27 protein-coding genes are annotated in these 22,107 nt (G+C 59.2%); 11 read left to right on the top strand and 16 right to left on the bottom strand.

What is annotated here, in order from left to right:
* Complete coding sequence (locus ACQY47_RS10030) at window positions 1-1,275, top strand: uracil-xanthine permease family protein (protein WP_017138224.1); 1,275 nt, start codon at window positions 1-3, stop codon at window positions 1,273-1,275.
* A 69-nt stretch (window positions 1,276-1,344) separates the two neighbouring features.
* Here ACQY47_RS10030 and hisC read toward each other — a convergent pair whose 3' ends face one another.
* From hisC to ACQY47_RS10080, 10 genes are all read right to left on the bottom strand, one after another.
* On the bottom strand, window positions 1,345-2,397 hold the full coding sequence (hisC, locus tag ACQY47_RS10035; protein WP_428557035.1) for a histidinol-phosphate transaminase: 1,053 nt from the start codon (window positions 2,395-2,397) through the stop codon (window positions 1,345-1,347).
* Window positions 2,398-2,400: 3 nt separating this feature from the next.
* Window positions 2,401-3,720, bottom strand: coding sequence for a histidinol dehydrogenase (gene hisD / locus ACQY47_RS10040; RefSeq protein WP_017138226.1), 1,320 nt, complete (start codon window positions 3,718-3,720; stop codon window positions 2,401-2,403).
* 127 nt (window positions 3,721-3,847) lie between these two features.
* Complete coding sequence (hisG, locus tag ACQY47_RS10045) at window positions 3,848-4,483, bottom strand: ATP phosphoribosyltransferase (protein ID WP_003188599.1); 636 nt, start codon at window positions 4,481-4,483, stop codon at window positions 3,848-3,850.
* Window positions 4,484-4,724: 241 nt separating this feature from the next.
* Window positions 4,725-5,990, bottom strand: a complete 1,266-nt coding sequence (gene murA, locus ACQY47_RS10050; RefSeq protein WP_017138227.1) for a UDP-N-acetylglucosamine 1-carboxyvinyltransferase — start codon at window positions 5,988-5,990, stop codon at window positions 4,725-4,727.
* Between the two features lie 23 nt (window positions 5,991-6,013).
* The gene (locus tag ACQY47_RS10055; RefSeq protein ID WP_017138228.1) at window positions 6,014-6,253 is read right to left on the bottom strand and encodes a BolA family protein; all 240 of its coding nucleotides are present in this window, start codon (window positions 6,251-6,253) and stop codon (window positions 6,014-6,016) included.
* A gap of 114 nt (window positions 6,254-6,367) precedes the next feature.
* Entirely contained in the window at window positions 6,368-6,673 is a 306-nt protein-coding gene (locus ACQY47_RS10060; protein ID WP_428557036.1) for an STAS domain-containing protein, read from the bottom strand.
* On the bottom strand, window positions 6,670-7,323 hold the full coding sequence (locus ACQY47_RS10065; protein ID WP_017138230.1) for an MlaC/ttg2D family ABC transporter substrate-binding protein: 654 nt from the start codon (window positions 7,321-7,323) through the stop codon (window positions 6,670-6,672). The genes ACQY47_RS10060 and ACQY47_RS10065 overlap by 4 nt, the downstream gene beginning before the upstream one ends.
* Before the next feature lie 11 nt (window positions 7,324-7,334).
* Window positions 7,335-7,802, bottom strand: coding sequence for an outer membrane lipid asymmetry maintenance protein MlaD (gene mlaD, locus ACQY47_RS10070; RefSeq protein WP_010170575.1), 468 nt, complete (start codon window positions 7,800-7,802; stop codon window positions 7,335-7,337).
* Window positions 7,802-8,599, bottom strand: coding sequence for a lipid asymmetry maintenance ABC transporter permease subunit MlaE (gene mlaE / locus ACQY47_RS10075; protein ID WP_017138231.1), 798 nt, complete (start codon window positions 8,597-8,599; stop codon window positions 7,802-7,804). Before mlaE ends, mlaD begins: the two co-directional genes overlap by 1 nt.
* Entirely contained in the window at window positions 8,599-9,408 is an 810-nt protein-coding gene (locus tag ACQY47_RS10080) for an ATP-binding cassette domain-containing protein (protein WP_005784851.1), read from the bottom strand. The genes mlaE and ACQY47_RS10080 overlap by 1 nt, the downstream gene beginning before the upstream one ends.
* A 287-nt stretch (window positions 9,409-9,695) precedes the next feature.
* Here ACQY47_RS10080 and ACQY47_RS10085 point away from each other — a divergent pair, with 287 nt between their 5' ends.
* The 10 genes from ACQY47_RS10085 (at window position 9,696) to ACQY47_RS10130 (ending at window position 16,745) form a co-directional block, all read left to right on the top strand.
* Window positions 9,696-10,670 (top strand): KpsF/GutQ family sugar-phosphate isomerase, encoded by a 975-nt coding sequence (locus ACQY47_RS10085; RefSeq protein ID WP_017138232.1) that lies wholly within the window; start codon window positions 9,696-9,698, stop codon window positions 10,668-10,670.
* Window positions 10,671-11,195 carry a KdsC family phosphatase gene (locus ACQY47_RS10090; RefSeq protein WP_017138233.1) on the top strand — a complete coding sequence of 175 codons (525 nt, stop codon included), beginning with the start codon at window positions 10,671-10,673 and terminating at the stop codon, window positions 11,193-11,195.
* An 8-nt stretch (window positions 11,196-11,203) separates the two neighbouring features.
* Window positions 11,204-11,776, top strand: coding sequence for an LPS export ABC transporter periplasmic protein LptC (gene lptC / locus ACQY47_RS10095; protein WP_017138234.1), 573 nt, complete (start codon window positions 11,204-11,206; stop codon window positions 11,774-11,776).
* Window positions 11,763-12,335: a lipopolysaccharide transport periplasmic protein LptA gene (gene lptA / locus ACQY47_RS10100; RefSeq protein ID WP_099548390.1), complete on the top strand. Its 573-nt coding sequence runs from the start codon at window positions 11,763-11,765 to the stop codon at window positions 12,333-12,335. Before lptC ends, lptA begins: the two co-directional genes overlap by 14 nt.
* Window positions 12,335-13,060, top strand: coding sequence for an LPS export ABC transporter ATP-binding protein (lptB, locus tag ACQY47_RS10105; RefSeq protein WP_016974288.1), 726 nt, complete (start codon window positions 12,335-12,337; stop codon window positions 13,058-13,060). The genes lptA and lptB overlap by 1 nt, the downstream gene beginning before the upstream one ends.
* A 184-nt stretch (window positions 13,061-13,244) precedes the next feature.
* Window positions 13,245-14,738 carry an RNA polymerase factor sigma-54 gene (locus ACQY47_RS10110; RefSeq protein ID WP_428557037.1) on the top strand — a complete coding sequence of 498 codons (1,494 nt, stop codon included), beginning with the start codon at window positions 13,245-13,247 and terminating at the stop codon, window positions 14,736-14,738.
* A 75-nt stretch (window positions 14,739-14,813) separates the two neighbouring features.
* Entirely contained in the window at window positions 14,814-15,119 is a 306-nt protein-coding gene (hpf, locus tag ACQY47_RS10115) for a ribosome hibernation-promoting factor, HPF/YfiA family (protein ID WP_017138237.1), read from the top strand.
* 12 nt (window positions 15,120-15,131) lie between these two features.
* Complete coding sequence (gene ptsN / locus ACQY47_RS10120; protein WP_017138238.1) at window positions 15,132-15,596, top strand: PTS IIA-like nitrogen regulatory protein PtsN; 465 nt, start codon at window positions 15,132-15,134, stop codon at window positions 15,594-15,596.
* A 2-nt stretch (window positions 15,597-15,598) separates the two neighbouring features.
* Window positions 15,599-16,456 carry an RNase adapter RapZ gene (rapZ, locus tag ACQY47_RS10125; RefSeq protein WP_017138239.1) on the top strand — a complete coding sequence of 286 codons (858 nt, stop codon included), beginning with the start codon at window positions 15,599-15,601 and terminating at the stop codon, window positions 16,454-16,456.
* 16 nt (window positions 16,457-16,472) lie between these two features.
* Window positions 16,473-16,745 (top strand): HPr family phosphocarrier protein, encoded by a 273-nt coding sequence (locus ACQY47_RS10130; RefSeq protein WP_017138240.1) that lies wholly within the window; start codon window positions 16,473-16,475, stop codon window positions 16,743-16,745.
* A 37-nt stretch (window positions 16,746-16,782) separates the two neighbouring features.
* Here the strand turns inward: ACQY47_RS10130 and ACQY47_RS10135 are convergent, their stop codons facing one another.
* The 6 genes from ACQY47_RS10135 to pmbA form a co-directional block, all read right to left on the bottom strand.
* Window positions 16,783-17,676 (bottom strand): ZIP family metal transporter, encoded by an 894-nt coding sequence (locus ACQY47_RS10135; RefSeq protein ID WP_428557038.1) that lies wholly within the window; start codon window positions 17,674-17,676, stop codon window positions 16,783-16,785.
* Between the two features lie 32 nt (window positions 17,677-17,708).
* Window positions 17,709-18,320 (bottom strand): superoxide dismutase, encoded by a 612-nt coding sequence (locus ACQY47_RS10140; RefSeq protein WP_017138242.1) that lies wholly within the window; start codon window positions 18,318-18,320, stop codon window positions 17,709-17,711.
* A 1-nt stretch (window position 18,321) separates the two neighbouring features.
* A complete protein-coding gene (locus tag ACQY47_RS10145) occupies window positions 18,322-18,750 on the bottom strand; it encodes a hypothetical protein (protein ID WP_017138243.1) in 429 nt (142 codons plus the stop codon).
* 27 nt (window positions 18,751-18,777) lie between these two features.
* Complete coding sequence (locus ACQY47_RS10150; RefSeq protein ID WP_236446196.1) at window positions 18,778-20,154, bottom strand: class II fumarate hydratase; 1,377 nt, start codon at window positions 20,152-20,154, stop codon at window positions 18,778-18,780.
* On the bottom strand, window positions 20,147-20,542 hold the full coding sequence (locus ACQY47_RS10155) for a FagA protein (protein WP_138449097.1): 396 nt from the start codon (window positions 20,540-20,542) through the stop codon (window positions 20,147-20,149). The genes ACQY47_RS10150 and ACQY47_RS10155 overlap by 8 nt, the downstream gene beginning before the upstream one ends.
* 134 nt (window positions 20,543-20,676) lie before the next feature.
* Complete coding sequence (gene pmbA, locus ACQY47_RS10160) at window positions 20,677-22,023, bottom strand: metalloprotease PmbA (protein WP_138449094.1); 1,347 nt, start codon at window positions 22,021-22,023, stop codon at window positions 20,677-20,679.
* Window positions 22,024-22,107 lie beyond the last annotated feature (84 nt).

Consider the following 22,107-nt stretch of genomic DNA (forward strand, 5'->3'; position numbering starts at 1 on the left):
ATGCAGGATGAATTCAACGACCCGCTTTGGCGCCAGATCCTGTCTGGCGCACAAATGCTGTTTGTAGCATTTGGCGCGCTGGTGTTGATGCCACTGATCACAGGTCTTGATCCAAACGTCGCACTGTTCACCGCAGGCCTGGGCACGCTGCTGTTCCAGGTGGTGACAGGGCGGCAGGTGCCGGTATTCCTGGCATCGAGCTTTGCGTTTATCACCCCGATCATTCTCGCCAAAGGCCAGTTCGGCCTCGCGGCGACCATGGGCGGGGTGATGGCGGCCGGTTTCGTTTATACCTTCCTGGGCCTGGCTGTTAAGGTCAAAGGCACGGGCTTCATCGACCGCCTGCTGCCGCCGGTGGTGATTGGCCCGGTGATCATTTCCATCGGTCTGGCCATGGCGCCGATTGCCGCCAATATGGCAATGGGCAAAGCCGGCGATGGCAGCGAGCTGATCCATTACCAGACGGCGATGCTGATTTCGATGCCGGCGCTGCTGACCACCTTGATCGTCGCGGTATTCGGCAAAGGCATTTTCCGCCTGGTGCCGATTATCTCCGGCGTGCTGGTCGGCTTTGCCATGTCGTTCTACTTTGGTGTGGTCGACACGGCGAAGATCGCCGCCGCGCCGTGGTTCGCCCTGCCCCACTTCACCGCGCCGGAGTTCAACTGGCAGGCCATCCTGTTTATCGTCCCGGTGGCCCTGGCCCCGGCGATCGAGCATATCGGCGGTGTGATTGCGGTGGGCAGCGTGACCGGTCGCGATTACCTGAAGAAGCCCGGCCTGCACCGCACCCTGCTGGGTGACGGGATTGCCACCACCGCTGCCGGCCTGTTCGGCGGCCCGCCAAACACCACTTACGCCGAAGTGACGGGCGCAGTGATGCTGACCAAGAACTACAACCCGAAAATCATGACCTGGGCGGCAGTGTTTGCCATCAGCCTGGCGTTTATCGGCAAGTTCGGCGCGTTGCTGCAAAGCATCCCGGTACCGGTGATGGGCGGGATTCTGTGCCTGCTGTTCGGCTCGATTGCGGCGGTTGGCATGAACACGTTGATCCGCCACAAGATCGACCTGGGTGAGGCGCGCAATCTGGTGATTGTGTCGGTGACTTTGGTGTTCGGGATTGGCGGTGTGCTGGTCGGCACCGGCACTGGCCCGGATGATTTCGGCCTCAAGGGCATCGCCCTGTGTGCGGTGGTAGCGATTGGTTTGAACCTGCTGCTGCCGGGCAATGATGGCTGGAAGAACAAGAAGCCGGATGAGCCGTTGATCTAACTGGCTCAACGCAAAAAAAATGTGGGAGCTGGCTTGCCAGCTCCCACATTTTTTTATCTTCAGTGTGGCTTAAAGCTCACCGAGGCCATCGATCAGCGCCTGGTTCTGCTCTGGCGTACCGATGCTGATCCGCAGGAACTGGGCAATCCGCTCCTGCTTGAAGTGCCGCACAATCACGCCTTGCTCACGCAGCTTTGCGGCCAAACCCGCGGCGTCGTGCCGTGGGTGACGCGCGAAGATGAAGTTGGCCGCTGAAGGCAACACTTCAAAACCCTTGCCCTCCAATTGCGCGACCACCGTGTTGCGGCTGTCGATCACCTGCTTGCAGGTCTTCTCGAAATACTCACGGTCCTCAAACGCCGCCGCCGCCCCGACAATCGCCAGGCGATCCAGCGGGTAGGAGTTGAAGCTGTTCTTGACCCGCTCCAGCGCTTCGATCAGGTCCGGGTGGCCCACGGCCAGGCCTACACGCAAACCGGCCAGTGAGCGCGATTTGGACAGGGTCTGGGTCACCAGCAGGTTCGGGTAGCGATCCACCAGGCTGATGGCGGTTTCGCCGCCGAAGTCGATATAGGCTTCATCCACCACCACCACCGAATCCGGGCTGGCCTTGAGGATCTGCTCCACCGCGTCCAGCGCCAGTACGCAGCCAGTCGGCGCGTTCGGATTGGGGAAGATGATCCCGCCGTTGGGCTTGGCGTAGTCGGCCACGCGGATCTGGAATTGCTCGTCCAGCGGCACCGGGGCGCACTTGATGCCGTAAAGTCCGCAATACACCGGGTAGAAGCTGTAGCTGATGTCCGGGAACAGCAGCGGCAAGTCGTGCTGGAACAGGCCGTGGAAGATGTGCGCCAGCACTTCGTCGGAACCGTTGCCGAGGAACACCTTGCTGGCGTCGACCGCGTAATACTTGGCCACGGCCTGCTTGAGCAGGTCGCTGTTGGGGTCCGGGTACAAACGCAGGTTGTCGTTCAACTCGGCCTGCATCGCCGCCAGCGCCTTGGGCGATGGGCCGTAGGGATTTTCATTGGTGTTGAGCTTGACCAGTTTGGTCAGCTTCGGTTGTTCGCCGGGTACGTAAGGCACGAGGTCCTTGACGAAGGGGCTCCAGAATTTGCTCATGCCTCATTTCCCCTCTTCAAGGATGCGATATTCGGCGCTACGCGCGTGAGCGCTCAGCGATTCACCACGGGCCAGCACCGAGGCAGTCTTGCCCAGTTCGGAGGCGCCTTGTGGCGAGCAGAAGATAATCGACGAGCGCTTCTGGAAGTCATACACCCCCAGCGGCGACGAGAACCGCGCGGTGCCGGACGTCGGCAGCACGTGGTTGGGGCCGGCGCAGTAGTCGCCCAGGGCTTCGCTGGTGTGACGGCCCATGAAGATCGCACCGGCGTGGCGGATCAACGGCAGCCAGGCCTGTGGGTCGGCTACGGACAACTCCAAGTGCTCTGGCGCAATGCGGTTGGCCACTTCGATGGCCTGTTCCATGTCACGCACCAGAATCAGCGCACCACGGCCATTGATCGACTTCTCGATGATCTCGGCGCGCTCCATGGTCGGCAGCAGCTTATTGATACTGGCGGCGACCTTGTCGAGGAACTCGGCGTCCGGGCTGACCAGAATCGCCTGGGCGTCTTCGTCGTGCTCGGCCTGGGAAAACAGGTCCATGGCGATCCAGTCCGGGTCGGTCTGGCCATCACACACCACGAGAATTTCCGAAGGGCCGGCGATCATGTCGATACCGACCTGGCCAAACACGTGGCGCTTGGCGGTGGCGACATAGATGTTGCCGGGGCCAACCACCTTGTCGACCTTCGGCACGCTTTCGGTGCCGTAGGCCAGGGCTGCAACGGCTTGCGCACCCCCAATGGTGAACACGCGGTCGACGCCGGCGATGCAGGCAGCGGCCAGCACCAGCTCGTTGATTTCACCACGCGGGGTCGGCACCACCATGACCACTTCGGTCACGCCCGCCACTTTGGCCGGAATCGCGTTCATGAGTACCGATGACGGGTACGAGGCCTTGCCGCCGGGCACGTACAGACCGGCGCGGTCCAGCGGCGTGACTTTTTGGCCCAGCACGGTGCCGTCGGCTTCGGTGTAGCTCCAGGAATCCTGTTTCTGTTTTTCGTGGTAGCTGCGCACCCGCGCCGCCGCCACTTCCAGGGCTTCGCGCTGGGGTGCAGTGATGCGTGTCAGCGCCAGCTCCAAGCGTTCACGGGGCAGGATCAGGTCGGCCATGGACTTCACGTCCAGGCCATCGAACTGACGGGTGAAATCCACCAGCGCCGCATCACCGCGCTCGCGCACGGCCTTGATGATGTCGAGCACTCGCTGGTTGACCGAGTCGTCAGACACGCTTTCCCAGCTCAGCAGATGATCCAGATGATGGGCGAAATCCGGGTCGGCAGCGTTGAGTCGGGCAATTGCAGTGGACGTGGTCATAGCGAGGGCCTCAATAGAATTGGCAAAAACTCAGGCGCCCTAAACTAGCAGTCATTTCCGCTTGGGCACCTGAGAATTCTGGCTATGAGGCGGATAGACGGGCGCGGCCTAAGGCCGCGCGGGTGAGTCAACCGCGGTGTCGAGACTCCACTGCCTTGCGCAGGGTGTCGATCAACGCCTGGATACGGGCATGTTGCATCTTCATCGAAGCTTTGTTGACGATCAGGCGGGAGCTGATGTCGGCAATGAAGTCCTGGGGTTCGAGGCCGTTGGCGCGCAGGGTGTTGCCGGTGTCGACCACGTCGATGATCTTGTCAGCCAGGCCGATCAGCGGCGCCAGCTCCATCGAGCCGTAGAGCTTGATAATGTCGACCTGACGGCCTTGCTCGGCGTAGTAGCGCTTGGCGACGTTGACGAACTTGGTGGCCACGCGCAGGCGGCCTTTAGGCTCAACGTCACCGACACGGCCGGCGGTCATCAGCTTGCACAGCGCAATACGCAGGTCCAACGGCTCGTAAAGGCCCTGGCCACCGTACTCCATCAACACGTCTTTACCGGCAACACCGAGGTCGGCGGCGCCATGCTCAACGTAGGTCGGCACGTCGGTAGCCCGCACGATCAGCAGGCGAACGTCGTCCTGGGTCGTGGGGATGATCAGCTTGCGGCTCTTGTCCGGATTCTCGGTTGGCACGATGCCCGCTTCAGCCAGAAGCGGCAAAGTGTCGTCAAGGATGCGGCCCTTGGACAGTGCGATGGTCAACATGGGAAACGTCAGTCCTTCATCAGGCTATTGCTGCCCGGTCGCAAACGGCGCCAGACACAGATCGAGGCCATTACAGCCTCGACTTGAAACAAATTCAGCAGGATTAGCTGAAAACACAACCCTGTGGGGAGGGAGCTTGCTCCCGCTGGGTCGCGAAGCGGCCCCCAAGAACGGGACTGCTGCGCAGTCCAGCGGGAGCAAGCTCCCTCGCCACAGGTGACGGTGTTTACAGTTCCAGGAGCTAGCCCGGTACGCGGCGGATTTTAGCGCCGAGCATCTGCAGCTTTTCTTCGATGCACTCGTAACCACGGTCGATGTGGTAGATGCGGTCGATCAAGGTGTCGCCGTCGGCGCACAACGCCGAAATCACCAGGCTGGCCGAGGCACGCAGGTCGGTCGCCATCACTGGCGCGCCCTTGAGCTTGTCGATGCCGGTAACGATGGCGGTGTTGCCTTCGACCTGGATCTTGGCGCCCATGCGGTGCAGTTCATACACGTGCATGAAGCGGTTTTCGAAGATGGTCTCGATCACGGCGCCTGTGCCTTCGGCAATCGCGTTCAAGGAAATGAACTGCGCCTGCATGTCGGTCGGGAACGCCGGGTAAGGAGCCGTACGCACGTTTACGGCTTTTGGCCGCTTGCCGTGCATGTTCAGCTCGATCCAGTCTTCACCGGTAGTGATTTCAGCACCGGCTTCCTTGAGTTTTTCCAGCACGGCTTCCAGGATGGTCGGATCGGTGTCCTTGACCTTGACGCGGCCACCGGTAACGGCAGCGGCAACCAGATAGGTGCCGGTCTCGATACGGTCCGGCATCACTTTGTAGGTGGCCGAGTGCAGACGCTTCACACCGTCGATAGTGATGGTGTCGGTGCCGGCGCCGGTGATGTTGGCACCCATGGCGATCAGGAAGTTGGCCAGGTCGACTACTTCAGGCTCGCGCGCTGCGTTTTGCAGCACACTGCGACCGTTCGCCAGGGCGGCAGCCATCATGATGTTCTCGGTACCGGTGACGCTGACGGTATCAAAGAAGAAGTTGGCACCGCGCAAACCGCCTTCCGGCGCCTTGGCCTTGATGTAGCCACCTTCTACGTCAATGACCGCGCCCATGGCTTCAAGGCCACGGATGTGCAGGTCGACAGGGCGCGAACCAATCGCGCAACCGCCAGGCAGTGCTACTTCAGCTTCGCCAAAACGGGCAACCATCGGGCCCAGCACCAGGATCGAGGCACGCATGGTTTTCACCAGTTCGTACGGCGCGATCAGGGTCTTGATGGTGCGCGGGTCGATTTCGACAGACAGCTTCTCGTCGATCACCGGCTCAATACCCATGCGACCGAATAGCTCGATCATGGTGGTAATGTCGTGCAGGTGCGGCAGGTTGGCCACAGTTACCGGGCCATCGCACAGCAGGGTCGCTGCCAGGATCGGCAAGGCGGAGTTTTTTGCACCGGAAATGCGGATCTCGCCATCGAGGCGGGCACCACCGGTAATAATCAATTTATCCATAAGAATCTCGACGCCTTGGGGGCTCAGGTACGCTCGGCCCAGGCCGCGCGGCTGAAAAATTTCATAGTAACCGCGTGGATGCTGCCATCGGTGATCCACGGGTTCAAATGGGCATAGATCTGCTGTTGACGCTTGACCGGGCTCAATTTCGCCAGTTCATCGCTAATCACGTTCAGCTGGAAATTGCAGCCTTCGCCTTCAACTTCTACGATCGTTTCCGGCAGCTTTCCTTCAAGGAAGCTTTTAACTTCTAGGGCCTGCATGCTCAACCTCTATCGGCGCCCAGTGCGCACGGGTCGCACATCATACAAAAAAGCCCCGCGCCTGCGAACCCCGCATAGCAGGACTCTGACGGGGGGCTTCTTTAATAATGTGTATTAAGGATGCGCCAACAGTTCGGTAATACCGGAAACCTGAGCGATTTCACGCATGTCTTCGGGCATTGAGCGAATGCTGACCGGCTTCTTGGCGGCTTGCGCATCACGCATGAAGCACAGCAACAACGACAAGCCGACGCTGCTGGACTTGGTCACCGCCGAGCAATCAAGCACCAACGCAGGTGCGTTACTGCTGTTGATCAGCACCTGACCCTGCTTGCGCAGGTCAGGCCCGGTGCGGTAATCCAGCACGCCACTGAGGAACAACTCGCCGGCGTCACCCAGACGAACAGCCGACTCGGTCATTGCGCAGGCTTCCCGGCTTGTTTGTCGGTTTCTTCCTTGGCTTTGGCGACTTCACCGGCCCAACCATTGATGGTTTTGTCCAGGTTATTGCCATTACGCTGCATCGCATCAGCGAACTGATCGCGGAACAGCTTGCCGATGTTGATGCCGTTGATGATCACGTTGCGCAGTTTCCACTCGCCGTTGACCTTCTCCAGCGTGTACTGCACAGGGTAGATGGCGCCGTTGTTGCCTTTGACGCTCATGTTAACGCTGGTGCGATCACCCGACTCATCCCCGGCTGGGGCGACGGTAATACCTTGGTTGTTGTACTCCAGCAGGGCGTTGCCGTAGAACTGGAACAGGCCCTTCTTGAAGTTTTCCTGGAATGTTTGCATTTGCGCAGGGGTAGCCTTGCGCGAATACTTGACCGTCATGATGCTGCGGGAAATGCCTTCGGCATCGACCACCGGGCCCACAATGGTATTCAGTGCTTCGTAAAACCTGGTCGGGTCTTGCTTGTACTGCTCTTTGTTGGCAGTCAGGTCAGCCAACATCTTGTTGGTGGTGTCCTGCACCAGATCGTGCGCAGAACCGCCGGCAGCGGCATTAGCCATCAGCGGCAGCGCTGCCAGCAGCACCAGCAGGCCACGTCGCAAGGTAGAGATCATGAAAAGGTTCCTCATTTGGCGTCTTTATTGACCGTATTGAGCAGGAATTTACCGATCAAGTCTTCAAGCACCAGCGACGACTGTGTGTCGTGGATTGTCGAACCATCCTTGAGCAGGGCTGTTTCCCCACCCACGCTGATGCCGATGTACTTCTCGCCCAGCAGCCCAGCAGTGAGGATAGATGCAGTGGAGTCAGTCGGCAGATTATCTACCTTCTTGTCGACTTGCATGGTCACCCGGCCAGTGAAGCTGTCGCGATCCAGATCGATTGCCGTGACCTTGCCGATGGTTACACCGGCCATGGTCACTTTAGCTCTGACCGTCAAACCAGCAATATTGTCGAAGTACGCGTAAAGCTTATAAGTATCGGCGGTGGGGCTGGCCGAAAGGCCGCTGACTCGCAGGGCGAGCAACAGTAAAGCCAGGATGCCAGCCAGCAAGAAAAGGCCGACACCGATTTCCACAGTGCGGTTTTGCATCAGAAATCTCCAAACATCAAGGCGGTCAAAATGAAGTCAAGGCCCAGTACCGCCAGCGAGGCGTACACAACGGTCTTGGTGGTGGCGCGACTGATCCCTTCTGAAGTGGGCTCACAGTCATAGCCTTGGAATACGGCGATCCAGGTCACTACAAAGGCGAAAACGATGCTTTTGATGATGCCATTGAGCACGTCGCCGCTGAAGGTCACGCTGTTTTGCATGTTGCCCCAGTAGGAGCCGTCATAGACGCCCAACCAGTCAACCGCCACCCACGAACCACCCCAGATGCCCACCACGCTGAAAATCATCGCCAGCAGCGGCAGGGATATGAAGCCGGCCCACAGGCGCGGGGCAACAATATACTTGAGCGGGTCCACGCCGATCATTTCCAGGCTGGACAACTGCTCGGTGGACTTCATGTTGCCGATTTCGGCGGTCAATGCAGAACCCGCACGGCCAGCGAACAGCAAAGCGGTGACCACCGGCCCCAGCTCACGCAGCAGCGTCAGGGCAACCATCTGCCCGACTGCCTGCTCCGAACCGTAGCTGGATAGGATATTGAACCCCTGCAACGCCAGCACCATACCGATGAATATCCCGGACACCACGATGATGACCAGGGACATCACGCCCACCGAATGCAGCTGTCTCAACAACAGACCAAAACCGCCGCCAATGCCGCCACGCCCGAGCAGCGCGTGAAACAGAAAAATTGTCGAACGCCCCAGGACCTCGACCAAGTCGATGCCGGAACGGCCGAAAAGGCGAACCTTCTCGAGTAAAGATGTCTTGCGCATCAGCGCTTCCCCAGAAGATCTGAGCGGTAGTCCGCTGCCGGAAAATGAAAAGGCACCGGGCCATCGGGATCGCCGGTCATGAATTGGCGAATGCGCGGGTTATCAGCGTTCATCAGTTCTTCAGGCGTACCCTGCCCCAGCACCTGGCCATCGCCGACCACATAAAGGTAGTCAGCAATGCTCGCGGTTTCGGCCAGGTCGTGGGAAACCACGATGCTGGTGATCCCCAACGCATCGTTGAGCAGGCGGATCAGGCGCACCAGCACGCCCATGGCGATCGGGTCCTGGCCTACGAACGGCTCGTCATACATGAGGATCTGCGGATCGAGAGCAATAGCCCGCGCCAGCGCAACACGACGCTTCATGCCACCGGACAACTCGTCGGGCATCAGGTCGATGGCACCGCGCAAGCCCACGGCTTGCAGTTTGAGCAGCACAATGTCACGAATCATTTCATCGGACAGCTGGGTATGCACCCGCAGCGGAAACGCTACGTTTTCGAAAACGTCGAGGTCGGTAAACAGGGCACCGCTCTGGAACAGCACGCCCATATGCTTGCGCGCATCGAACAGATCGCTGCGCGACAGGGTCGGCAGGTTCTGGCCGTTGACCCACACTTCGCCGGCGCTGGGCCGCAATTGCATGCCCATCAGGCGCAACAAAGTGGTCTTGCCGCAACCGGAAGGCCCCATGATGCCCGTGACTTTGCCGCGGGGAATGCGAATATCGACGTTATTGAAGATGCTGCGCGAACCGCGCTTGAAGGTAAGGCCCTTCAGCTCGACCGCGTAGGCGTTATCGGCACTCATCTAATCTCCTTGGGATGCAGCCTTTCACTCAGACACCATGCTTGCGACTTTCGTTTGCAACAGATGCACAAAAGTTAGCGGCATGGGGTGGGCCGACCGAACTGGCGGCGAACTATATCACTGCTGGTACAGAGCCCCCAAGGCCGGAACAGCGCTTGTTCAGATTCGGGACAGGGAAAACACGTGGCTGAGCATAAATCCCAGGCACCTGCAGAATAACTAGCGTGAGGGATTTGATCATTACCGCTATAATCGCCGACTTTTCGTCAGGCTATACGATTTCAGACATGAGCCAATCCAGCGACCTTATTCAATCCGCACAACGCACCATCCGCCTCGAGCTTGAAGCCGTAGAAGGTTTACTGGCCCATATCGACGCAGATTTCGTACGCGCCTGCGAGATGATTCTGGCCAGCACGGGCCGCGTGGTGGTGGTCGGCATGGGCAAATCCGGCCACGTCGGCAACAAGATCGCCGCCACCCTGGCCAGCACCGGGACCACGGCGTTTTTCGTGCACCCGGCCGAAGCCAGCCACGGTGACATGGGCATGATCACCAAGGATGACATTATCCTGGCGCTGTCGAACTCGGGCACCACCAACGAAATCGTGACCTTGCTGCCCTTGATCAAGCGCCTGGGCATCAAGATGATCAGCCTCACCGGCAACCCGGAATCCACGCTGGCCAAGGCTGCCGAAGTCAATTTGAACGTGCACGTGGCCCACGAAGCCTGCCCGCTTAACCTGGCACCGACCTCCTCCACCACCGCCGCCCTGGTCATGGGCGACGCCCTGGCCGTGGCGTTGCTGGAAGCTCGTGGCTTTACCGCTGAAGACTTCGCGTTTTCGCACCCGGGCGGCGCGCTGGGTCGTCGCCTGCTGCTCAAAGTGGAAAACGTCATGCACTCGGGGGATGAGCTGCCCCACGTGCAACGCGGCACCTTGCTCAAAGACGCGCTGATGGAAATGACCCGCAAGGGCCTGGGCATGACCGTAATCCTGGAAGCCGACGGGCGTCTGGCCGGAGTCTTCACCGACGGCGACCTGCGCCGCACCCTGGACCGCACCATCGATATCCACACCGCGACCATTGATGCGGTGATGACGCCCCACGGCAAGACCGCCCGCCCCGAGATGCTTGCAGCCGAAGCGCTGAAGATCATGGAAGACCATAAGATTGGCGCGCTGGTGGTGGTCAATAGTGACGACCGCCCGATCGGCGCCCTGAACATGCACGACTTGCTGCGTGCGGGAGTGATGTAAATGACCAGCGACCTGATGCAACGCGGCAAACACATCAAACTGGCGATTTTCGACGTGGACGGCGTGCTGACCGACGGCCGCCTGTACTTTCTCGAAGATGGCAGCGAATTCAAGACCTTTAACACCCTCGACGGCCAGGGCATCAAAATGTTGATGGCCGCCGGTGTGCAAACGGCAATTATCAGTGGTCGAAAGACACCGGTTGTGGAACGCCGCGCACAAAACCTGGGGATTCCTCACCTGTATCAAGGCCGTGAGGATAAACTGGTGGTTCTGGACGAGCTTCTTGGCCAACTCAACCTAAGCTATGAGCAGGTTGCGTACCTGGGTGATGATCTGCCTGACCTGCCGGTCATTCGCCGAGTGGGCCTGGGCATGGCCGTCGCCAATGCAGCGGCATTTGTTCGTGAACACGCCCATGGCATTACTGTCGCACGTGGCGGTGAAGGCGCTGCCCGCGAGTTCTGCGAATTGATCCTGCGTGCCCAAGGCAGTCTTGAAGCGGCCCACGCCGCCTACTTATAGAGCGTTTTATGCTGAGCAAAAAGATTCGCAACTTCCTGTTATTCGGGGTCATCGCCGCGCTGTTCCTGGCGGTGGGCTACTGGAATATCAGCCCGGAGCGCTTTCTCGACAAGCCTGTAGCACAGGTTGACGAGGGGCTGATCGACAATTTCGCCACCAATGCCTATACGGTGCAGTTCATGCCTGACGGCAAGGTCCAATACGAGATGACTTCCGATAAGGTGGAGCACGTCAAAGCCTCCGACGTCAGCTTGCTGACCAACCCGGACCTGAACCTGTTCCGCGGCACCGACTTTCCGTGGCACGTCACCAGCAAACGTGGCGAGGTCAATGCGGACGGCACCCAGGTTGAGTTGATCGACTCGGTACGCGTTGCGCGCACCGATGAACACAAGCGTGACACCATCATCACCAGCAGTCGCATGACCGTTTTCCCACAACAGCAATATGCGCAGACCGAGCAAGACGTTAGAATTGACGGCGCTGGCGGTGTATCGACTGGCAAGGGAATGAAAGCGTATTTGAAAGAAAGCAGGATACACCTGCTATCGAACGTAAGAGGACAGTATGAGGCTCGTTAAAACCCTCCCTATTTTGCTCGGTCTGGGCGCAGCACTGGGAAGCGTGAGCGCCTGGGCTCTGCCGAACGATAGCCAGCAACCGATCCATATCTCGGCTGACGATGCGCAGCTGGATGATAAACAAGGCGTCGCGACCTACACCGGTGGCGTGATCATCACCCAGGGCTCGATGAAGATTACCGGCAACACGGTAACGCTGACTCGCACCCCGGCTGGCGACATCGACGTGGTGACTTCGGTGGGCAACCTGGCTTACTTCGAACAGAAGCAGGCGGCTGCCGACCCGGCACCGATGAAAGGCTACGGCAAGACCATCCAGTATCACGCCCAGCAGAACCGCATTATCCTGATTGACCAGGCACGGGTTGTCAGTACTGACGGCAATACCACCGAAGGTGAAAAAATCACCTACGACACCGTCAAGCAGATCGCTACCGCCGGTCGCGCCAATGGCACAAAAATCGGCACACCGAAGCCGCGCATCGACATGGTTATCCAGCCGAAGCAGAAAGACGCTGCCGCCCCTGCGCCAAAACCCGCTGCGAAGAAGACGAACTGATGGCAACCCTGAAAGCCCAGCATCTGGCCAAAGCTTATAAAAGCCGTCAGGTCGTACGCGACGTCAGCCTGTCGATCGACAGCGGCCAGATCGTCGGCTTGCTCGGCCCCAACGGCGCCGGCAAGACCACCTGCTTCTATATGATTGTTGGCCTGGTCCAGGCGGATCAGGGCCGTGTATTGATTGACGACCTGGACGTAAGCCACCAGCCCATGCACGGTCGTGCACGCGCAGGTATCGGCTATCTTCCCCAGGAAGCATCGATCTTCCGCAAACTGTCGGTGTCCGACAACATCATGGCGATCCTCGAGACCCGCAAGGAACTCGACCGTGACGGCCGTCGCAAAGAGCTGGAAAGCCTGTTGCAGGAGTTCCATATCAACCACATCCGCGACAACCTCGGCATGAGCTTGTCCGGTGGCGAGCGTCGCCGTGTGGAAATCGCACGTGCACTGGCTACCGCGCCGAAGTTCATCCTGCTGGACGAACCTTTCGCCGGTGTTGACCCGATCTCGGTTGGCGATATCAAGCAGATCATCCATCACCTCAAGGCCAAGGGTATCGGTGTACTGATCACCGACCACAACGTGCGTGAGACCCTCGATATCTGCGAAACCGCCTATATCGTTAACGATGGGCAACTGATTGCAGAAGGTGACTCCGCCACTATCCTGGCCAATGAACTGGTGAAGGAAGTGTACCTGGGTCACGAGTTCCGCCTGTAAACACGGTGGTATCAGGCCATTGCTCGGGGCGCGTGCAAGTCAATAAAAACCTCAGTTTTTTTATTGTTACCGCGCTCTAGGCAAAGCCCCTGATATCAGGCATATAATTTGCTTATGTTTGGCGCTCACGCGCCCTGTCGTGGATGGCGCATTGCGCCGGCGAATAAGGTGTTAAGCCCCTGCCATGAAACCATCGCTAGTCCTGAGAATGGGCCAGCAGCTGACGATGACACCGCAGCTGCAACAGGCCATCCGCCTGCTCCAATTGTCGACCCTGGACCTGCAACAGGAAATCCAGGAGGCCCTGGAGTCCAATCCGATGCTCGAACGCCAGGAAGAAGGCGACGACTTCGACAATGCAGACCCGCTGGCCGACAACATCGAGCAAAAACCCAACCCCGACGTGCAGGAACCGTCCTATCAGGAAACCGCCCCTACGGTGGACAACCTTGAGGAAGGTGAATGGAACGAACGCATTCCCAACGAGCTTCCCGTGGACACCGCCTGGGAAGACGTCTACCAGACCAGCGCCAGCAGCCTGCCCAGCAATGACGACGACGAGTGGGACTTCACCACTCGCACGTCCGCCGGTGAGAGCCTGCAGAGCCACTTGCTGTGGCAACTGAACCTGGCGCCGATGTCCGATACCGATCGCCTGATCGCCGTAACCCTGATCGACTGTATCAACAATCAGGGCTACCTGGACGAGACGCTCGACGAGATTCTTGAAGCCTTCGACCCGGAACTGGACATCGAACTGGACGAAATCGAAGCCGTCCTGCATCGCATCCAACAGTTCGAGCCTGCCGGCATTGGCGCTCGCACCTTAAGCGAATGCCTGTTGCTGCAACTGCGCCAACTGCCGGCCAAGACCCCGTGGCTCGCCGAAGCCCAGCGCCTGGTCACCGACTACATCGACCTGCTGGGCAGCCGCGACTACAGCCAGTTGATGCGCCGCATGAAGCTCAAGGAAGACGACCTGCGCCAGGTCATCGAGCTGATACAGAGCCTCAACCCGCGCCCCGGCTCGCAGATCGAGTCCAGCGAAGCCGAATATGTCGTGCCCGACGTGATCGTGCGCAAAGACAACGAACGCTGGCTGGTGGAGTTGAACCAGGAATCGGTGCCTCGCCTGCGGGTCAACCCACAATACGCAGGCTTTGTGCGCCGCGCCGACACCAGTGCCGACAACACCTTCATGCGCAACCAGTTGCAGGAAGCGCGCTGGTTCATCAAGAGCCTGCAAAGCCGTAACGAAACCCTGATGAAAGTGGCCACCCAGATCGTCGAGCACCAGCGCGGCTTCCTGGAATATGGCGACGAGGCGATGAAGCCACTGGTTCTGCATGACATTGCCGAAGCGGTAGGTATGCATGAATCGACGATTTCACGGGTAACCACGCAGAAATTCATGCATACCCCACGGGGTATTTATGAGCTGAAATACTTTTTCTCCAGCCACGTCAGCACCTCCGAAGGCGGTGAATGCTCGTCCACGGCGATCCGCGCGATCATCAAAAAACTGGTTGCGGCGGAAAATCAGAAAAAGCCATTGAGTGACAGTAAGATCGCTGGTTTACTGGAGGCACAAGGCATTCAGGTCGCCCGTCGAACCGTCGCCAAGTACCGCGAGTCCCTCGGGATCGCGCCTTCCAGCGAGCGTAAGCGTTTGATGTGACGGGCGGGCCATAGCGTTCCAGTGGTGGGTATTCCTACCCACCGCTTTATGCACTGGCAACGAAGGAGAAGCTGTATGCAAGTCAACATCAGTGGACACCATGTAGAAGTCACCCCTCCATTGCGCGAATACGTCGAGCAGAAGCTGAAACGGCTTGAGGGTCATTTCGACAAAATCACCAATGTGCAAGTCATCATGAAGGTCGACAAGCTTCAGCAGAAAATTGAGGCGACTCTCCAGATACCCGGTGGCGAAGTAGTCGCCAATGCCGAGCATGAAGACATGTATGCATCAATTGATGCCTTGACTGACAAGCTTGACCGCCAACTTAAAAAGCATAAGGAAAAGCAGCAGAGCCTTCTTCAAGGCACAGGCCGCTAACACTCCCCACCCATGATCCGACTTGAAACTATCCTGACCCCCGGCCGTTCCCTTGTGAACGTGCCGGGCGGCAGCAAAAAGAAAGCCCTCGAACAAATTGCCAACCTGATCGCGCGCGAAGTGCCGGATCTGGAGATGCAGGATGTATTCGACGCGCTGATCGCCCGTGAAAAACTCGGTTCAACCGGTTTTGGCAACGGCATCGCCATTCCTCATTGCCGCCTCAAAGGCTGCGAGACCCCCGTCAGCGCCCTGCTCCACCTCGAAGCCCCCATCGATTTCGACGCCATCGACGGCGCCCCGGTTGACCTGCTGTTCGTTCTGCTGGTCCCGCAAGCCGCCACCGATGCGCACCTGGAACTGCTTCGGCAGATAGCCAGCATGCTCGACCGCAAAGAAGTACGCGACAGACTGCGCAGTGCCAGCAGCAACGAGGCGCTTTATCAGGTTGTACTCGATGAGCAAAGCGGGCAGTAACCATGCGTTTGATCATCGTCAGCGGCCGCTCCGGCTCGGGTAAAAGCACCGCCCTCAACGTCCTTGAGGACAACGGTTTCTACTGCATCGACAACCTGCCGGCGGGCTTGCTGCCGGAGTTGGCCGAACGCGCCCTGATCCACACTGAACTGCCGCAGCCACTGGTGGCCGTCTCGATTGACGCCCGCAACCTGCCCAGCCACCTCGAGCGCTTCCCGCAACTGCTCGAGGAAGTACGCGCCAAGCATATTCATTGCGATGTGCTGTACCTGGATGCCGACGAGGAGACGCTGCTCAAGCGTTTCTCCGAAACCCGTCGACGTCACCCCCTCAGCAGTCCGCATCGCTCCCTGGCCGAAGCCATAGAGGATGAGACCACGCTGCTGGGGCCGATCATTGACCTCGCGGATCTCAAGATCAACACCACGGACCTCAACCTGTATCAGTTGCGCGATGCCATCAAGCTGCGCCTGCTGAACCAGCCGGAGCCAGGCACGGCCTTTCTGGTTGAGTCGTTCGGGTTCAAGCGCGGGATGCCGGTGGATGCCGACCTGGTGTTCGACGTGCGCTGCCTGCCCAACCCCTACTGGAAGCCGGAGCTGCGTGACCAGTCTGGTTTGGACCAGCCAGTAGCCGAGTACCTGGCTGCGCAACCGGATGTCGAGGAGATGTTCCAGGATATCTCCAGCTACCTGCTCAAATGGTTACCGCGCTTTGCTGCAAGTAATCGGGCTTATGTCACCATTGCCATCGGCTGCACCGGCGGCCACCACCGTTCCGTCTACCTGACCGAACGCCTCGGCCAGGTGCTGCAACAAACCCTCAAGAACGTCCAGGTTCGCCACCGCGACCTTAGCTGAAAGGAACACCCCCGCGATGCCCGCTCTGGAAATTGAAATCATCAACAAGCTGGGCCTGCACGCCCGCGCCTCGGCCAAATTTGTCGGCGTTGCCGGGCAGTTCCCTTGCCAGATCCGCGCCGGGCGCACGCCGGAATCGATGGTCGACGGCAAAAGCATCATGGCCATGATGATGCTGGCTGCGGGCAAGGGCACCAAGATTCACTTGAAGACGGAAGGCGAACAAGAGCAGGAAGCGATGGACGCCCTGGTCAAGTTGATCAACAACTACTTTGACGAGGGTGAGTAAACCCACCCTTTGAGACAGGTGTGAGGCTGCAATGGCCTCACCCTAATGCGGTATCCATCACCATCATCAAACAAAACCCGATGCACAACCCCAGGCTGGCAAGCTTTTCGTGACCGTTGCGGCGCGATTCCGGGATCACTTCGTGAGTCACCACCAGCAACATGGCCCCCGCCGCCAGCGCAAGCCCCAATGGCAATAGAACCTCAGCCAGACTCACCAACCACGCACACAGCACGGCAAACACCGGCTCGACCAAGCCTGACGCGGCGCCGATCAAGAACGCCTTGACCCGCGACATGCCCGCCCCAGCCAGCACCAGTGCAATCACCAAACCTTCCGGCACATCCTGCAAGGCAATGCCCATGGCCAGGCTGTCGGCGTCCGGCATGCCACCACCGGCAGAAACGCCCACTGCCATACCTTCCGGAATGTTGTGAGCAATGATGGCGAACACAAACAACCAGATACGCGGCGCAATCACGGGTTTACCCGACGTGCCCACCAGCATCTCCGGGCTCGCGCCGGAAACCTTGCGGTCTACCAGATACAGCCCGAACGCCCCCAGCATGATGCCGAAGCTGATCAAACCACTGGCACCCCAAGGCGAGAGCCCCAGGCCTTCGGCAGCCGCAATGCCCGGTACGATCAGCGAGAAAGCCGTCGCCGCCAACATTACCCCGGCACCAAAGCCCAGCAAGGTATCGCTCAGCGCTACCGGCATGCGGCGTATGACCAGCACGGGCACCGCGCCCAGTGCCGTGCCGAGCGCGCAGATAGCGCCGCCCTGCAAGGCGCGCAGGATACGCGGTTCAAGGTTTAGCCAGGCCAGCCCATGGGCCACCAGCAATGCAGTCCCTGCCAACAGCAACAGCGAGCCAAACGCATAACGAAACATTCGCCCGCTGCTGATCGCCAGTGTTTCAGTGCCCATAGTCGGCCTTAGATCTTGTTATAGGTTGAATATCAGGCCAGGGCGGCCTGGTAGCGTGCGGCGACTTCCGGCCAGTTGATCACGCTATAAAAGGCGTTGATGTATTCCGGGCGACGGTTCTGATACAGCAGGTAATAGGCGTGCTCCCACACGTCCAGGCCCAGGATTGGCGTGTTGCCGCTCATCAACGGGCTGTCCTGATTGCCACTGCTTTCCACCACCAGCGTCTTTTGCGGGGTGACACTCAGCCATGCCCAGCCGCTGCCGAAGCGGGTCAAGGCGGCCTTGGTGAAGGCCTCTTTGAAACTGTCGAAGCCGCCCAAATGCTCGTCGATGGCTTTGCCCAGCGCGCCGTCAGGTTTACCGCCGCCCTTTGGAGACATCACCGCCCAGAACAACGAGTGGTTGGCGTGACCACCCCCTTGGTTGATCACGGCAGCACGCAGCTTTTCCGGCAGTTGCTGCACGCTGGACACCAACTTCTCTACCGGCCAACCCGCAAACTCCGTGCCTTCGACCGCTGCATTGAGGTTGTTGATGTAGGTTTGGTGATGCTTGGTGTAGTGAATCTCCATGGTTTGCGCATCAATATGCGGCTCCAGGGCGTCGTAGGCGTAAGGCAGGGCAGGCAAGGTGTAGGTCATATCAATGTGCTCCGTAGTGTGGAGTGATCGGTTGCGCCGCAGTGCCGCCCAGCAGGCGATGGGTACGCGGGTATTCGCCGTGATCGCTGATGAAATTCAACAGTTCGACGTAGGTCTTGCTGCTCTGGCGCAACGCCGCCTCGCGCAATTGCGGGTTCAGACGCGGGTCCTGCATGGTCTGCAACAGCCGTTGGTGAATGGCACACAGGTATTCCGCGCTTTCCTCCGGCTGGTTCAGGCGCAGGTGCAGGTCCGCCAGGTTGTGGTGGGAAATGACGCAAGCCGCCACTGCTTCGTCGGCATCCGCCCAACGCTCGAACAACACTTGCGCCAGGGCCAGGGCTTGCAAATAGGCCTCACGAGCGTCGACCAGCTCGCCCGCCATAAAACAGCGATTGGCCCGTTCGATCGTGCGTTTCCAGTGCTCCATGGTGCGCCTCCAAAGCAGGGTCGGTGATTACACGCCGCCGGCCGTGAGCTTTTCCGGGTCCAGCAGGATCTCCAGTTGGCTACGTGACAAGTCGGTGTGCTCAAGAGCGACATCGATCACCGGGCGGCCTTGCTGATAGGCTTTCTTGGCGATTTCAGCGGCCTTTTGGTAGCCAATGATCGGGTTGAGTGCGGTGACCAGGATCGGGTTGCGCGACAGCGCTTCCTTAAGCTTGGCTTCGTTGACCTTGAAGCTGGCGATGGCTTTGTCGGCCAGCAGGAGGCTGGCATTGGCCAGCAATTCGAGGCTGCTGAGCAGGTTCTGGGCGATGATCGGCAGCATCACGTTCAGCTCGAAGTTGCCGGACTGACCCGCCACAGTGATCACCGTGTCATTGCCGATGACCTGGGCGGCAACCATGGCGGTGGCCTCCGGAATCACTGGATTGACCTTGCCCGGCATGATCGAGGAGCCTGGCTGCAAGCCTTCCAATTCGATTTCACCCAAGCCTGCGAGCGGGCCGGAGTTCATCCAGCGCAGGTCGTTGGCGATTTTCATCAGCGATACCGCAGTGGCTTTCAACTGGCCGGAAACGGCAACGGCGGTGTCCTGGGAGCCAATCAGCGCGAACAGGTTCTTGCCGGGGGTGAATTTCACCCCGCTAAGGATGCTCAGTTGCTGACTGAAACGCGCAGCAAATTCGGGGTGCGCATTGATCCCGGTGCCAACCGCCGTGCCACCCTGTGCCAGCGCCTGCAAGCTCGGCAGCAAATCCTGCAAATGGCCGATATTGGCCTTGAGCTGTTGCGCCCAACCATTAAGCACCTGGCTCATGCGCACCGGCATGGCGTCCATCAGGTGCGTTCGGCCGGTCTTGATGAACGGGTGGACTTCTTCGGCCTTTTGCTCGATGACTTGCACCAAGTGCAGCAAGGCCGGCAGCGTTTGCTCATGCAGCACCAAGGCTGCGCTGACGTGGATGGTGGTTGGGATAATGTCGTTGCTGCTTTGGCCACAGTTCACATGATCATTGGGGTTAACCGCTTCACCCAGCAAACGGCTGGCCAAGGTCGCAATCACTTCGTTGGCATTCATGTTCGAGCTGGTGCCGGAGCCGGTCTGGAAAATATCCACCGGGAAGTGCGGCATGAAGTTGCCTTCGAGCAAGCCCTGGGCCGCGTCAACGATGGCCTTGCCCTGCCCTTCGCTGATTTGCTTGAGGTCGACATTGACCTTCGCGGCGGCGGCCTTGGCCAGGATCAGGGCGCGAATGAATTGCGCCGGCATGCGTTGATGACTGATCGGAAAATTGTTCACCGCGCGCTGGGTCTGCGCGCCATACAAAGCCTCGGCAGGCACTTGCAGCTCGCCCATGCTGTCGCGTTCGATACGGGTGTTACTCATCGTTTGATCCTTGCACCAGGTCGGAGTGAGAAATAGACGGCAGCAATTCGCAGGTCGCCAATTGCCAGGCAAAGGTCTGCCAGCGCTTGAGGCGGCAGGCACAGTGGGAAAGTTTTTCCAGGTCGCGAAGTGGGCGCCAGGCCTGGTCCAGGCACATGGATCGCCAGTGCCAGGGCAAGGCGATGTCGCCCGCGGTGTCGATCAAAAGGCGGAATGACGTTTCGGCGATCGTCCACGGATGGGTCGCGGTGCAGCACGCCAGGTATCGCCCTTCGTTGAGGTAATGTTCGATCAGTCGCGGTTCATTGGGATCAAGGCCGCAGCGAATCTGACGACTCATCCAACGCCAACTTTCCAGGTACGGATCCTCATGCAGGACAGAACTCATGATCCACGCTCATTCGGTAATGATATTTATTATTAAATGATATTGAGAATCAAAACAAGAGCAGCAAATTGCAGCCATTAAAAAAGGCACGCCATCTTGAGGATGGCGTGCCTTTTTGATGAAGCGTCGCGCCGTTAACTGCCGGCGACGGTCATCCGCTCAATCAGCACCGAACCGGTGCGAATGTTGCTGCGCAGCTCCAGGTCGTTACCCACTGCGACGATCTGCTTGAACATATCGCGCATGTTGCCGGCAATAGTCACTTCCTGGACGGCGAATTGAATCTCGCCATTTTCTACCCAGAAACCCGCCGCACCGCGTGAATAATCACCGGTCACCATGTTCAGGCCACTGCCCATCAGCTCGGTGACCAGCAGGCCTCGGCCCATACGACGCAACAGCGCTGCCTGGTCTTCATCGCCATGGGTGACGAACAGGTTGTGCACGCCACCGGCGTTCGCCGTGCTTGGCAAGCCCAGCTTGCGACCGGCGTAAGTGCCCAGCACGTAGGACACCAACTCGCCCTTTTCGACAAACGGCTTGGCATAGGTGGCCAGGCCATCACCATCGAATGAGGAACTGCCCATGGCACGCATCAGGTGCGGCCGCTCATCAATCGTCAGCCATTCAGGAAACAGTTTCTGGCCAATCGCGCCTTCAAGGAACGAAGATTTTCGGTACAGGTTGCCGCCGGAAATCGCGCCCAGGAAACTGCCGAACAAACCGCCAGCCAGCTCGGCCGAAAACAGCACCGGCACCTCACACGTTGGTACCGGGCGTGCGCCCAGGCGGCTCGCTGCACGTTGCGCCGCGCGCTGACCGATGCTGACTGGATCGGCGAGCAATTCGCCCTGGCGGCTCACGTCGTACCAGTAATCGCGCTGCATCTGGCCATTGGCTTCGGCGATCATCACGCAGCTCAAACTATGGCGAGTGGAGGCATAACCACCGATAAAACCATGGCTGTTACCGTAGACACGGCAGCCTTGATGAGTGCTCAACGTGGTGCCATCAGCGTTCTTGATGCGGGCATCGGCATCAAACGCCGCTGCTTCGCAGATCAGTGCCTTTTCGATCGCTTGCTCGGGCGTGATGTCCCAGGCGTGAAACAGATCGAAATCCTTCAAGTCCTTGGCCATCAGCGCTTTGTCGGCCAGGCCCGAGCTTTCATCCTCGGAGGTGTGCTTGGCAATCGCCAGCGCCGCTGCGACGGTTTCACGAATTGCTTCCGGCCCACTGGCGGAAGTACTGGCCGAGCCTTTGCGCTGCCCGGCATACAACGTGATACCAAAACCCTGGTCGCGATTGAATTCAACAGTTTCCACTTCACGCTGGCGCACCGACGTCGACAGCCCCTGCTCCAGCGACACGGCTACTTCACAGGCGCTGGCCCCCTGGCGCTTGGCCTCGGCAAGGATCTGCTCGACTTGTTCCTGCAGTGCCGGTAACGCTTGCGGACCGACGCTTTGGGCTGCACTCATGGTTTTCTCCACTCAAATTCTGCTTTCGGTTAAGGCCATCGAGCGACCGGGCCGGACAAGCGGCCCCCGACTGGTTATCATGGC

The sequence above is a fragment of the Pseudomonas edaphica genome, from assembly GCF_965277385.1.
GTDB lineage: Bacteria > Pseudomonadota > Gammaproteobacteria > Pseudomonadales > Pseudomonadaceae > Aquipseudomonas > Aquipseudomonas edaphica.